We start from the raw sequence: 13,010 nt of genomic DNA, 5'->3' as shown, positions 1-13,010 counted from the left end.
AACCGGCAGCCTCCCCCATGCAGGTGCACTTTCTGGCCAAGAGGTATGGCCTTGCCTGAGCAATGCACGGCATTTAGTGAATGAACCACACATGATATTTTCCCGCTTAAAAGACTATTACCTGGCCATTGGGTCCTTTGTGCTGGTGCTGGGGATTACGTTGTACGCCTACTACGTGTCCAAGACCACAGACAAGGCCGAGGATGCCCAGCAGTTTGAGATCGCGAAGGTGCAGATCAAGAGCACGCTGGAGCGGCGCATGGGCTATTACCTGCAGATCTTGAAGGGAGCAAGCGGCCTGTACGCGGCCTCAGACTCAGTTACCCGCGATGACTTCAAACGGTACCTGGCCACGCTGCAGGTAGGAAGCAACTACCCCGGCGTGCAGGGAATTGGCTTCGCGGCCATGGTCAGTCCAGAGCAGGTGCCCGCCCTGGAGGACCGCATGCGCGCCGAAGGGTTCCCCGACTTCAAGGTAACTCCCCCGGGGCCCCGCACTGAATACTCCTCCATTATTTTCCTGGAGCCCCTGGACGTGAAAAACCGGCGGGCCATAGGATTTGACATGTTCAATGAGCCCACCCGGCGCGAGGCCATGGAAGCCGCCCGGGACAACAACGAACCGGCCATGACGGCCAAGGTAACGCTGGTGCAGGAGGGGCAAAAGGACGTGCAGCCGGGCTTGTTGATTTACATTCCCGTGTACCACGGCGGCCAGGACCCGGTAGACCTGCTGGAGCGCAGAAGCAAGCTCATGGGCTTTGTGTACGCCCCGTTCAGGGCGGCCGATCTGTTCACCAACACCATTGGGAAAGACTACTCAGACATCAGCATCTCCATCTATGACGGTAAGCACGTGAAGGAAGAGGCGCTGCTGTACAGAAACAACGCCAAACTGGAGCAGGCGGAAAGTGCAGACAGTGTGCTGGTGTCCAATGACGTGGTGCGCATTGCGGGCCGCACCTGGACCCTGCAGTACAAAGCCACCAAGGCCTTCACTGAAAGCGCCGGGCTAGACCAGCACCACCTCATCTTGCTGGCCGGCATCATCATCAGCTTGCTGATCTTCTTTGTGGTGTGGTCGCTGCAGCGCTACCTGCGCTCTAACCAGTTAACCGAACTCATCACCAGAAACACCACCGCAGGCCTGTTCATGCTAGACGAGCAGGGGCGCTGCACTTTCCAGAACCCGGCGGGAGAGCGCCTGTTGGGGTACTCCCTGGCGGAGCTTAACAGCATGCCCCTATATGAGTTGGTGCACCAAAACAAAGCCCCCGGCAACCTGGCGCCAGAACTGGCCTCGCAAAAGGCCTTTCTCTTTGAAGATGTTTTCCTCTGCCGGAACGGGAACCGGATTCCGGTGGCCTGCGCCACCCGCTTTGTGAAGCAGGGCGGGCAGGTGGTGGGCCACATTCTGGAGGTGCGGGACATTACCGAGGAGAAAAAGGCCCAGCAGGCGCTGCTGGAGAGCGAGGCCCGCTTCCGCAACATGGCCGACAGTGCCCCGGTAATGATCTGGCTCACCGACCAGGAAAATGAGTGCACGTACGTAAACCGCCAATGGCTCCAGTTTACCGGCTCCGGCCTGGAAGATAACCTGGGGCTGGGCTGGCTGCAGTTTTGCCACCCAGAAGACCGGGAAGCGGCCAGTAAGGTGTACTCGGCGGCCCAGCAGGCCCAGCAGGAATTCAAGGTGGAGTACCGGCTTAAGCGTGGCAACGGAGAGTACCGCTGGGTAGTGACCACCGGCTCGCCCCGGTTCAATGCCGAAGAGCAGTTCCTGGGCTACATTGGCTCTGCCATTGACATCAGTGACCGCATTGAGATGGAGATTAGGCTCAAAGAAAGCGCCGAGACCCTGCAAAAAATCTTCATGCAGGTGCCCGCCATTGTGGGGCTGGTAAGAACCCGGGACCTGGAGTACACCCTGGTCAACTCTTACCTGAGCAGGCTCTATGACGGCAAAGCCCAGGTAGGAACCATCGCGACCGACACGCTACCGGCCTCTCAGCGGGAGCCGTTCCAGGCCATTATCAAGCAAATTGAAGAAACCGGCGAGCCGTTTGTGGGGCAGGAGGTGCCCGTGCAGTTTTATGATTCCCCGGCGGAAAGCGCTGCGCCACGGTTCTTCAACATTGTGTATGAGCCCATCCGCAACAGCAGGGGCGAGGTGGAGTCGGTGCTGATGTTTGCGGTGGAGGTAACTGAACAGGTAGTCAGCCGCCGGCAGCTTTCCACCATCAACGAAGAGCTGAACGAGAAGAACCAGGAGCTCATCAGGATCAACAATGACCTGGACAACTTCGTCTACACCGCTTCCCATGACCTGCGGTCGCCGCTGGCCAACCTGGAGGGGCTTACCACCGCCCTGCAGGAAACGGTGCAGGGCAAAGAGGAAAGCGAGGAATTCCTGCTGCTCCAGATGGTGGCCTCTTCCATTGCCAAGCTCAAGGGCACCATCCAGGACCTGACCGAGATCACGAAGGTGCAAAAGGACCTGGAGGCGCAGGCCGAGGTGCTCACCTTTGCCGAGGTGCTGGCCGGCGTGGAGGAAGACATTGCGCCCATGATCAGGGAGGCTGGGGCTACCATTGACGCACGGTTCAAGGTGCAGCAAATCCGCTACGCCCGCAAGAACCTGAGGAGCATTCTGTACAACCTGGTTTCCAACGCCGTGAAGTACCGCGACCCAGACCGGACCTTGCAGGTGCGGGTAACCTCGCAGCGGCAGGAGGAGTACGTGGTGCTCACCGTAGAGGACAACGGCCTGGGCATCCGCCAGGACCAGCAGGGAAAGCTCTTCACCATGTTCCGCCGGTTCCACTCGCACGTGGAAGGCACGGGCATTGGGCTCTACATTGTCAAGCGAATCATTGAGAACAACGGCGGCCGCATTGAGGTGAACAGTACGCCCGGCCAAGGCACCACCTTCACGGTGTACTTCAAAACCGAGAAAACCGCCGTGGCCCCTCCCGTGCTAGACACCGCGGTTGAGCAGTAAGCGTTTAGGTTGATTTCCTGCAGGAGAAACTTGGGGAGAAGTACTTATCCATAATAACAAAAGAGCCCGTTTTTGCGGTGTTTTAGCCAAACTGCCGCAAAAACGGGCTCTTTTTATATAAAACGGCTGGTCTATTCCAGCAGCGGTAAGAACACATCTGGGTCAACCTTCTGGAGCAGTTGCTGCACCTGGTCGCGGGTGAAACGGCCGTTGATCTGCAGCATCAGGAAGTTGTTGCCGTACTTTCGATACCCTACAATCTCCTGGACCTGGTCATTGGCCTGGCGCATCTTGAACTGCAGGGCACCAGGCGTTTCGGTCAGGAACGGAACCGCGGTGTAGTTCTCTTTCTGCAGTACCTGGTCCAGTTCCTGGGTGAGGCCGTTCTCCAGCAGGCGCCGGGCTTTGCGGTCGGTGGGGGTGAAGGTGAGGGCCCTCACAGAGGTAATGTTGGAAAGCGCCGCCCGCACGGTGGTGTCCTGGATCTCCTTCGCGAAAAGCCGGGTCACCAAGCCCACCGGAATGGTAGTGCCCTTAAAGCCTGCCTCCGCCTTGTACTTCTGGTAAAACTCAGTGGAGCTCTGGGCCGGCGGCAGTTTGCTGGTGCTGCTGCAGGCCTGGGCAGTGCCTAAAACAACCATTCCTATGAAAAACAGCAGCCGCTGCAGCAGGGGTGTGCGGAAACGAGACGTTGGTAGGTGTTGCATACTTAATTCTTGTTTTTAAGCCCTTTTACGGGAAAGGGCTTAAAAACGCTTAAGGTGGCGCTTGGGCCTGGCCTACGAACGCCTGCGGTACACGTTGGGTGTGTGCAGCTGCATGAACCGCTCTGGCTGGGTAAGCGGTTTAAAGCCCCGTTGCTCGTACAGCGGGTGCGCGTTGGTGGTGGCCAGCATCCAGCGGCGTAGTTCCTGGAGCTCGGGGTGGGTCTGCAGGGCCTGCACCATCCACTTGGCCAAGCCTTTTCCGCGGTGGGGTTCCAGCACAAAGACATCGCACAGATACCCGAAGGTGGTGTAATCGGTTACCAGGCGGGCAAACGCCACCTGCTCCCGGGCAAAGTAGACGCCCACGCACAACGAACTCTTAAGGGCCCGGGCCACCGTTGCCTTGGGGATGCCTTCAGACCAGTACGCCTGGCTCAGAAAGTCATGGATAACGTCAAGTTGCAGTAAATCTGGGTCAAAGCTCAGCAAGTACCCCTCTGGGTTTACCTCAGGGCTGGGAGTGGTGAATGGCATGGCGAAAAAGTGGTTGGGTGGATGGATTCTTTTCTGGTAAAGCTGTGCCCTGTGGCCTGCGGGCATACAGAGAGGGGAAGGAACAGGGCAGGTTAGTCCCCTCCGTTCCGTTCCGTCTGATGTATGGCTTGGCCGATGCCGCAGGCAACTGCGCCGGAAAAAGGTTGGCAGTGAAACTGGTCAGGAAGCGTCGGCGATGGCCAGGGCTTCCTCCTGCCGGGCCACGGGCGCCGGAGCTTTCTCTTCTTCTGGGTTGACGTAAATGGCCACAATTGCCAGATCCTTCAGTTCCTGTTGCGTCTCTATGTACCTCACCAGCGAGTAGATGAAGAAAATAATGCCCAGCATCTCTAACATCTCCTCAAAGGAGGTCAGCAGCTTATAGGCCAGGCTAAATCCATCGCCCTGGTTGGCGATGAAAAGGCCCCCCACCATCTCCATGCCAACCGCCCCAAACAGGAAGATGGCGCCGGCGGCCACAAAGTTGACCAGCGTTTTCCTGGGCAGAGACAGGACAAACTTGACCAGGTAGAGCCCAATAAGGCCGAACAGCAGAATATAAGGCACAAACCAGCCAAAATTCAGCAGCCCCAGGTTGTCTTGCTGCAGGGATGTCTTCAGGAAAGACCGGCTGGGTTTTACCAGCAATTCATGGATGGAGATGAGTTCATCTACGCCCAGCCAGACAAAGATCCAGCCCATCAGGAACCATTGCTTGTGATACGTGAGGTGATGGCTCCTTTTCAAATGCCTGCCAATGGCAAACAGGATCACTGCGCTTATCAACAGGTTCATGGTAGAGAAATAGGTAGGCAGGTTGCGCTCGCCATCAAAGTTGAAAAGCTCTGTTACGTAGCGTTTGAACGTGTACGTGGCCGTGATAGAGGAGTGCGTGTATTCATTTAAGTAATACTCTATGAAAATAGAGGCCAGATTCAGGACCAACAATGCCAGTAGAGCCAGAATCAGGAATCTCAGCGCCATGTAGGACTTCAACTTGTAGAAACTTTTCATAGAGGTGCTTTTTATAAAATGAATTGATCACAAACCGCTATGGGAATAGCCTTCCCCAAACGGGGGAGAATAAAAATATGGTATAACTTAATGAAATAATATTATAAATATAATACTACGGTAACGACTTTTCCTACTTGAAGTTAGAGGGTAAGATATAGGAGAAAGTCTATGTTTAAGCAAAAGCCTATTTGTCCGGGATGGTTCTGTTTATTCGGGAAAGAATATAATCTTAAATAGTCTGGTGTGGCTCTTTGCAGGTGTAAAAGGTAGTTTAATTGAATTAAATAATAGTCAGCATTCTGGAGTTATGTCAGATGAAGCGCTGGGTATAGTTTGCCAAGCCTTGAAAGAGAAAGAAGAATGCAATTTTCATTATATGAAAAAAGATAGGAGAGTGCTACAATAGAGCAGGGCAGCTGTTTTGATACAAAGTGGCGGGGGAGAGTAAAAGGGAGCGGTGGTTTGCTCAGGGTTTCTGGCCTGGCTTTATAAACAAGACTAGTTTGTTCTTTAAGTAGCAAAGCCCAATCACCGGCGGTTGGCAGATGATTGGGCTTTGCCTGTTTTATGCTTGCTGGTTACTCGTTGGCGGCAACATTCCTGGCGGCCTCTTTCATGGCTGGCCGGCGCGCCACTTCTTTTTCCTTCAGAGCCTGGGCTTTCTCTTTGGCGGCTAACTTGCGGGCTTCCTCTTTTTCTTTCAGCGCTAACTCGGCCTGACGCTTTTTCTCCTTGGCAGCCAAGGCTCTCTCCTTCAGGGCTTCTTTTCTTTCCTGCTCCTTTTGTTTAATAGCGGCTTTCCTTTCTCTTTCGGCTAATTTGCGGGCTTCCTCTTTTTGCAGGAGCGCTTCGTCAAGGGCTTCATACTTGGCGTCTAACTGCGCTTCACGGGCAATCTGTTTCTGTTTGGCAAATTCGCGCCGTTCCTTTTCCGTTTGCTTCGCCAGTGCCTCCCGCTCTTTTTGCTTTTGCTTCATTTGGGCGGCGCGTTCTTTCTGCTTTTGCTTAGCCGTTTGGCCATTGGCCGTGCCAATGGCAAGTAAGGTAAGGAATAAGAAAAGAGTAAAGTGTTTAGACATAGGCTTTCACGAGTTAAGGTAGAACCAAAGTAAGTGCTAAATAACAATACTTTATTGTTTAAATGCAAATATTTAAAAGATAAGGTACATTAATGATCAAGATTGTCTCTTATGTATACTGAGGTTTGCATATAATGTTGTTTGGCGTAGTAGGAAGGGGGTGAGCAGAGGCCTATGCGTTTCTATACGGACTGGAAGAGACAGGTACGTACGTCTTGTGATCTGGCAATGGCGCGCAGAAAGAGGGACAGCAGAGTAGCCCTGCCCGAGCCGTAAAGCTGTATGATACCAAGGCTAAGCCTTTGCCTGGGTTCATCTGAAAAGGGGCAGTGGGCAAGAAAACAAAAACGCCCTGCCGAAGCTGTCGGTAGGGCGTTTTTGGCCTATTTTTGGGAAAAAGAAGCGAAATTAGAACTCGGCGTTTTTGGGGAAGCGGGGGAACGGGATCACGTCTCTGATGTTGCCCATGCCGGTGACAAACAGCAACAGGCGCTCAAATCCTAACCCGAAGCCGCTGTGCGGCACGGTGCCAAAGCGGCGGGTGTCCAGGAACCACCACATCTCTTTCTCCGGCACGCCCATCTCCTGCATGCGGGCCACCAGTTTCTCGTAGCTTTCCTCGCGCTGAGAACCGCCAATGATCTCCCCAATGCCCGGGAACAGCACGTCCATGGCGCGCACGGTTTTGCCGTCTTCGTTGAGCTTCATGTAGAAAGATTTGATGTCTTTGGGGTAGTCAATCAGGATAACCGGCTTCTTGAAGTGCTTCTCCACCAGGTAGCGCTCATGCTCGCTCTGCAAATCGGTGCCCCATTCTACTTTGTACTCAAACTTCTGCTTGGCACCCTGCAGAATCTCAATGGCCTGGGTGTACGTGAGGCGCTGGAAGTCATTCTCTACCACAAAGTTCAGGCGGCTGAGCAGTTCCTTGTCGTACATGTCGTTCAGGAACTGGAGATCGTCCTGACAGTTATCCAGGGCGTAGCGCACCAGGTACTTCAGGAAGTCCTCGGCCAGCTCCATGTTGTCTTCCAGTTCGTAGAAGGCCATCTCGGGCTCAATCATCCAGAACTCGGCCAGGTGGCGACTGGTATTGGAATTCTCAGCCCGGAACGTGGGGCCAAAGGTGTAAATCTCAGAAAGTGCCATGGCAGTCACTTCACCCTCCAACTGACCAGACACGGTCAGGTTGGTGGAACGCCCGAAGAAGTCCTCGGAGAAATCCACGGCGCCGTCCTCGGTGCGGGGTGGGTTCACCGGGTCTAAAGTGGTTACCCGGAACATCTCGCCGGCTCCTTCGGCATCAGAGGCCGTAATGATAGGCGTATGGATGTAGAAGAACCCTTTCTGGTTGAAGTACTGGTGCACGGCAAATGCCATGGCGTGGCGTACGCGCAGCACCGCGCCAAACGTGTTGGTACGGGGGCGCAGGTGGGCAATCTCGCGCAGAAACTCCAGAGAGTGACCTTTTTTCTGCAAAGGATAGGTCTCCGGGTCGGCGGTGCCCAGTACTTTAATGTTGTTGGCTTGTATCTCGACCGTCTGTCCTTTGCCTTGACTTTCTACCAACTTGCCCACTACAGCCACGCTTGCTCCGGTAGTAACCTCTCTTAATGTGTCTTCAGAGAATATGGTCATGTCAGCTACTACCTGAATATTGTGAATGGTAGAGCCGTCATTCACAGCAATGAATGTTACATATTTGTTGCCGCGCTTAGTGCGTACCCAGCCTTTTACAAGTACAGGCTCATCTTGGGCAGGCATCTGGAGCAATGCTTTAACTTTGGTTCTTTTCATGTTGTTTGTAGTATCACGTAGCCTGTATCAAGTAGCACGTAGTTCATCCGTGCAAAAGTAGGTATCTGGCCGCAGAAAGTCTTTACTTAAGGAAGAGTCTTGCTACCTGATACCTGATACTTGATACCTCGCGCCATTGGCGCGTGCCAAAATTAACCTTTTTTGCAATCCAGTAGTAAAAATCCATAACTTTGGCATAGTCCGCACTTGTGTGGCACGTGCCGTTCGCTTATGCAGAGACTTGACCTAAAACAGCTTTTATCTCAGAAATTATCGCCGCAGCAGATTCAGTTCATCAAGTTGTTGCAGGTGCCTACCGCTGAACTGGAGGCCCGCATCAAAGAAGAACTGGAGGTGAATCCCGCCCTGGAGGAGGGAGACGCCGCCGATGAGCCTACTACCGATAATGATGACTCCAGTAGTGATGCCGATGATGAATTCGACAACACCGAGGATGATTTTGCCGATGAGGAAGTGCGCCGCGACGACGATGACGTGGACCTGGGCGACTACCTCAACGACGACGAGATAGCTGGCTACAAAATGCAGGGCGACGGCCCCGGCGACGAGGAAGACCGCGAAATGCCCATTGCCTTCACTGGCTCGCTCACCGATGCCCTCCTGGACCAACTGGGCTTCCTGAACCTGGATGAAAAGCAGCTGGCCATTGGCATGCAGCTCATTGGCAGCATTGACCAGGATGGCTACATCCGCCGGGAGTTGCAGGCCATTTCCAATGACCTGGCCTTCTCGCAGAACATAGACGCCACCCCTGAGGAGATTGAAGACGTGCTGCGCCGCATCCAGGCCTTTGACCCGCCCGGCATCGCGGCCCGTGACCTGCAGGAGTGCTTGCTGCTCCAGCTGGAGCGCCGCGACCCCGATGACATCACTGAGATTGCCGAGCAGATCATCCATGACTGCTTTGACGAGTTTACCAAGAAGCATTACGCCAAGATTCAGCAGAAACTGGAACTGGAGGACTTTGAGCTCAAAGCCGCCATTGACCTGATCCTGAAGCTGAATCCCAAGCCCGGCGGAACCGGCGGCGCCACCCGTGTGCAGTACGTGATCCCAGACTTCATCATCACCAATGAAGACGGGCAGTTGCAGCTTTCTTTGAACGCCCGCAACGCCCCAGACCTGCGCATTTCCCGCTCCTACGCCGAGATGTTTGACGCCTATGACAAGAGCGCCAAGAAAGACAAGAAGCTGAAGGAGACGGTTTCCTTTGTGAAGCAGAAGTTAGACGCCGCCAAGTGGTTCATTGACGCCATCAAGCAGCGCCAGAATACCTTGCTCCGCACCATGGAAGCCATCATGCGCCGCCAGTACGACTATTTCCTGGAGGGCGACGAAAGCAAACTCAAGCCCATGATCCTGAAAGACATCGCCGAGGACATTGGCATGGACATCTCTACCGTGAGCCGCGTGGCCAACAGCAAGAGCGTGCAGACCGAGTTCGGGATTATTCCGTTGAAGTTCTTCTTCTCTGAAGGCATTGCCACCGATGCCGGCGAAGATGCCAGCAGCCGCGAGGTGAAAGCCATTCTCAAAGACATCATTGACGCAGAAGACAAGCGCAAGCCGCTCTCAGACGACAAAATTGAGAAGATGCTCAATGAGAAAGGCTACAACATTGCCCGCCGCACCGTGGCCAAGTACCGTGAGCAGCTGAACATTCCGGTAGCCCGCCTGCGCAAAGAACTCTAACCCGCAGGTGAATGATGAATTCAGAATTAGGCATTAAGAATTAAGATTGGGAAAGCGCCGCCTTTCTAGATGTTCGTTCTGCCTACTTCTGGTTCTGATTAACCAATGCTCATTCCCGATTGTCAATTCTTAATTCCTAATTAAAATAAGCGTGAGTTCCCGCCTTGCAACGGTGCTTTCGGTAGCCTTCCACCCGTTGCTGATTCCCACCTACCTGTTCAGTCTGCTGCTGTATTACCTGCCGCCCGAGGTGTTCTCGTACCCACCCGAAGGCCGGCGGCTGATTGTGCTGTTGGTGTTCATCATCACGTTTCTGCTTCCTGTTTTTGGCACCCTTTTGCTACAACAGGCCGGAATCGTGGCCTCGCTTACCCTGGAGGAGCGCACCGACCGGCGTTGGCCCCTTCTGCTGGCCGCTACCTGCTTTACCGTGCTCACGGTGGTGTTCTACCGCATGTCCTTCTTTGACCACCTGTTTTATATGATCATGGGCATCATCACGGCCTCGGTGTACCTGGCGCTGGTCATCAACCAGTTCTGGAAAATCAGCGCCCACAGCATTGGGCTGGGCGGTGCCCTGGGGATTCTGGTGCTGCTGCACGCCTGGTTGCCCGAGGCGTATTTGCTCTACCCCATTGTGGCGGGCTGCGTCATCTGCGGGGCGGTGCTGTCGGCGAGGCTGGCCTTGGGGGCGCATACGGCCAAGCAGGTGTACACCGGTTTCGCCCTGGGTTTTCTGCTGGGCATCAGCCTGTGGGGCGTGCAGTTGTAGGCCTTTTTCCCTGAAAACAGGCCCAAAACGTCCAGGAAGGCCTCCTCGTCCCTAAGCTTTATGATTGCTGGCCTAATTTTCAGATATTAGGGAATATTTTCCTGATTACCTCCTCATGCGTCTTAAGTTTCTCTTGCTTTATGGGTTGCTTTGCCTGCTGCTGGCAGGTGCTGCTGAAGCAGTAGCCCAAACGGCCAAACCCGCCAGATCCGAGGCCCAGATCACCAAAGAATTCCTGCGGTTCCTGGCCTCCCAGAACGGCCGGCACAACCGGGTAGACAAGCAGCTTCTGCCCTGGAAACTGAGCGAAGTGTACCTGAATGACTCGTTGTGGGCCAAGGTTGACTTCTCGGACCAGAGCCGGATTGCCGCCCGGCAAGGCCTGCACGGGGCCGGCCCCCAGCTGCGCATGGATTACCGCCTTACCAACAAGGAATTTGAGCAGATCAAGGCAAAGATCAGGCACCAGCAAAAGCAGGAGTGGACAGAGGAAGACTTTCCCGAGGAGATAGTAGTGGTGCAGGAGTTGGGCCTGGCACCCGCCGCGTACTACGCCTACTCGTACCCCATTCTAATTCCTGCCAAGAAACTGATCCTGGTGAAGCGGCATTTTCACGCAGAGAAAGTGTACAGCCGCTGGACTTGCTTGGAGGCTTACCGCATTTTGGAGTCTGGGCAGTTCAGGTTTGAGAACTGCTACCAGAGAACCGAGCGCTAAAGAACCCATGACCCCAAGGCCAGGTGGTTGCTCCCTGGGCTTTTATGGCTGCGTTGGGTTCTCATATCGCCTTTACTATATTTAACATAACACTTCTCTAATGAACAAAACCCTACAACTCATTTTAGGCGCCGCTTTTCTGGCGATGCCTGCCTTTGCCCAGCAAGTGGAGCCTTTAGATGCCGCCGTGGTGGAGAAAATCCGCCAGGAAGGATTGAAGAACTCCCAGGTGATGGACATCGCCTTTTACCTGACCGATGTAAACGGCCCGCGTCTTTCCGGTTCTACCGGTCTGGCCAAAGCCAACCAGTGGACCAAAGACAAACTGACTTCCTGGGGTCTGAAAAACGCCGTGATTGAGCCTTGGGGTACGTTTGGCAAAGGATGGGAAGTGGAAAAATCGTATCTGGCGCTCACCAAGCCGTATTACCAGCCTATGATTGGCTCGCCCAAAGCCTGGACACCGGGCACCAACGGAGCCATCAAAGCACAGGTAGCTCTGGTGAAAGCCGCCAAAGAAGAAGACCTGGCGCAGTACGCCGGTAAGCTGAGAGGCAAAGTAGTGATGATGGAAGTAACTACTCCTATCAAAACCACTTTCACCGCCGATGCCACCCGTTACACCGATGAGCAGTTGCAGAAACTGGCCGAGCCGGTACAATCATCTGCGGGCCGCACGCCCATGACCGAGGAGCAAAGAGCCGCTTTCCAGGCCCGCCGCGCCCTCCTGGCCAAGATGAACGAGATGTTCCAGAAAGAAGGAGCCGTAGCCGTGTTCAGCGGCCGCGGTGGTTCGCATGGAACGTACTTCACTACCAATGGCGCTTCTTATGCCATGGATGCCCCAGCCGTGTTGCCTGAGTTTGAGATGGCCCAGGAAGATTTGGCCCGCATGAGCCGCCTGTTGGCCGCCGGTATTCCGGTGGAAGTGGAGCTGGAAAGCAAAACCCGTTTCCTCACCGAAGATCCGCAAGGCTACAACGTGATCGCGGAGATTCCGGGCACCGATAAAAAACTGAAATCAGAGATTGTGATGCTGGGCGGGCACATTGACTCCTGGCACGCGGCTACCGGCGCCACCGATAACGCCGCCGGCGTGGCCGTGATGATGGAAGCCGTTCGTATCATCAAAGCCCTGAACCTGCAACCAAAACGCACCATCCGGATTGCGCTGTGGGGCGGCGAGGAGCAAGGCCTGCACGGTTCCCGCGGATACGCCAAGAAACACCTGGGCGACCCGGCTACCATGAAACTGTTGCCAGAGCACGCCAAAATTGCCGGTTACTTTAACCTGGACAACGGCTCGGGTAAAATCAGAGGAATTTACACGCAGGGCAACGAGGCCGTGGCTCCTTTGTTTAAAGAGTGGCTGAAGCCGTTCAATGATTTAGGCGCCACCACTGTGACCAACCGCAACACCGGCGGCACCGACCACCTGTCGTTTGACGGATTGGGCTTGCCCGGCTTCCAGTTCATCCAGGACGGTCTGGAGTACAACACCCGTACGCACCACACCAACATGGATACCTATGACCGTCTGCAGGCCGATGACCTGAAGCAAGCCTCTGTGATTGTGGCGTCGTTTGTGTACCAGACCGCCATCCGGAAAGATAAACTGCCGCGCAAGGCGCTTCCTCAGGTGAAGCCGCAGTCTTAAGCTGTTTTAAGAAAA

General features: G+C 54.6%; 10 protein-coding genes. 5 read left to right on the top strand and 5 right to left on the bottom strand.

Translation table 11 applies throughout. The features are described from left to right. The first annotated feature begins 91 nt into the window (after positions 1-91). A complete protein-coding gene (locus JT718_RS03585; RefSeq protein WP_205500500.1) occupies positions 92-3,001 on the top strand; it encodes a CHASE domain-containing protein in 2,910 nt (969 codons plus the stop codon). Positions 3,002-3,132: 131 nt separating this feature from the next. Here JT718_RS03585 and JT718_RS03580 read toward each other — a convergent pair whose 3' ends face one another. The 5 genes from JT718_RS03580 to asnS form a co-directional block, all read right to left on the bottom strand. Further along, entirely contained in the window at positions 3,133-3,708 is a 576-nt protein-coding gene (locus tag JT718_RS03580) for a DUF4252 domain-containing protein (RefSeq protein WP_205500499.1), read from the bottom strand. A gap of 72 nt (positions 3,709-3,780) precedes the next feature. Beyond that, the gene (locus JT718_RS03575; RefSeq protein WP_205500498.1) at positions 3,781-4,242 is read right to left on the bottom strand and encodes a GNAT family N-acetyltransferase; all 462 of its coding nucleotides are present in this window, start codon (positions 4,240-4,242) and stop codon (positions 3,781-3,783) included. Between the two features lie 180 nt (positions 4,243-4,422). Next, on the bottom strand, positions 4,423-5,256 hold the full coding sequence (locus JT718_RS03570; protein WP_205500497.1) for a DUF8692 domain-containing protein: 834 nt from the start codon (positions 5,254-5,256) through the stop codon (positions 4,423-4,425). Between the two features lie 581 nt (positions 5,257-5,837). Then, positions 5,838-6,338, bottom strand: coding sequence for a cell envelope integrity TolA family protein (locus JT718_RS03565; RefSeq protein WP_205500496.1), 501 nt, complete (start codon positions 6,336-6,338; stop codon positions 5,838-5,840). A 408-nt stretch (positions 6,339-6,746) separates the two neighbouring features. Then, positions 6,747-8,135 carry an asparagine--tRNA ligase gene (asnS, locus tag JT718_RS03560; protein WP_205500495.1) on the bottom strand — a complete coding sequence of 463 codons (1,389 nt, stop codon included), beginning with the start codon at positions 8,133-8,135 and terminating at the stop codon, positions 6,747-6,749. A gap of 231 nt (positions 8,136-8,366) precedes the next feature. On the opposite strand from asnS, the gene rpoN reads away from it, so the two are divergent. The 4 genes from rpoN to JT718_RS03540 all read left to right on the top strand — a co-directional run bounded on the left by rpoN (position 8,367) and on the right by JT718_RS03540 (position 12,995). Further along, positions 8,367-9,848 carry an RNA polymerase factor sigma-54 gene (gene rpoN, locus JT718_RS03555; RefSeq protein WP_205500494.1) on the top strand — a complete coding sequence of 494 codons (1,482 nt, stop codon included), beginning with the start codon at positions 8,367-8,369 and terminating at the stop codon, positions 9,846-9,848. Positions 9,849-9,999: 151 nt separating this feature from the next. After that, positions 10,000-10,620 carry a hypothetical protein gene (locus tag JT718_RS03550; RefSeq protein WP_205500493.1) on the top strand — a complete coding sequence of 207 codons (621 nt, stop codon included), beginning with the start codon at positions 10,000-10,002 and terminating at the stop codon, positions 10,618-10,620. 115 nt (positions 10,621-10,735) lie between these two features. Beyond that, positions 10,736-11,338, top strand: coding sequence for a hypothetical protein (locus JT718_RS03545; RefSeq protein ID WP_205500492.1), 603 nt, complete (start codon positions 10,736-10,738; stop codon positions 11,336-11,338). Positions 11,339-11,438: 100 nt separating this feature from the next. Then, positions 11,439-12,995 (top strand): M20/M25/M40 family metallo-hydrolase, encoded by a 1,557-nt coding sequence (locus tag JT718_RS03540; protein ID WP_205500491.1) that lies wholly within the window; start codon positions 11,439-11,441, stop codon positions 12,993-12,995. The last annotated feature ends 15 nt before the right edge of the window (positions 12,996-13,010 follow it).

The sequence above is a fragment of the Rufibacter psychrotolerans genome (assembly GCF_016924645.1).
GTDB lineage: Bacteria > Bacteroidota > Bacteroidia > Cytophagales > Hymenobacteraceae > Nibribacter > Nibribacter psychrotolerans.
The sequence above is the reverse complement of the archived record's forward strand: the minus strand, read 5'-3'. Positions and strand labels throughout refer to the sequence as shown.

Coding starts and splice junctions, on each gene's coding strand:
- JT718_RS03585 (WP_205500500.1), top strand. CDS start 92: ATGATATTTTCCCGCTTAAAAGACTATTACCTGGCCATTGGGTCCTTT.
- JT718_RS03580 (WP_205500499.1), bottom strand. CDS start 3,708: ATGCAACACCTACCAACGTCTCGTTTCCGCACACCCCTGCTGCAGCGG.
- JT718_RS03575 (WP_205500498.1), bottom strand. CDS start 4,242: ATGCCATTCACCACTCCCAGCCCTGAGGTAAACCCAGAGGGGTACTTG.
- JT718_RS03570 (WP_205500497.1), bottom strand. CDS start 5,256: ATGAAAAGTTTCTACAAGTTGAAGTCCTACATGGCGCTGAGATTCCTG.
- JT718_RS03565 (WP_205500496.1), bottom strand. CDS start 6,338: ATGTCTAAACACTTTACTCTTTTCTTATTCCTTACCTTACTTGCCATT.
- asnS (WP_205500495.1), bottom strand. CDS start 8,135: ATGAAAAGAACCAAAGTTAAAGCATTGCTCCAGATGCCTGCCCAAGAT.
- rpoN (WP_205500494.1), top strand. CDS start 8,367: ATGCAGAGACTTGACCTAAAACAGCTTTTATCTCAGAAATTATCGCCG.
- JT718_RS03545 (WP_205500492.1), top strand. CDS start 10,736: ATGCGTCTTAAGTTTCTCTTGCTTTATGGGTTGCTTTGCCTGCTGCTG.
- JT718_RS03540 (WP_205500491.1), top strand. CDS start 11,439: ATGAACAAAACCCTACAACTCATTTTAGGCGCCGCTTTTCTGGCGATG.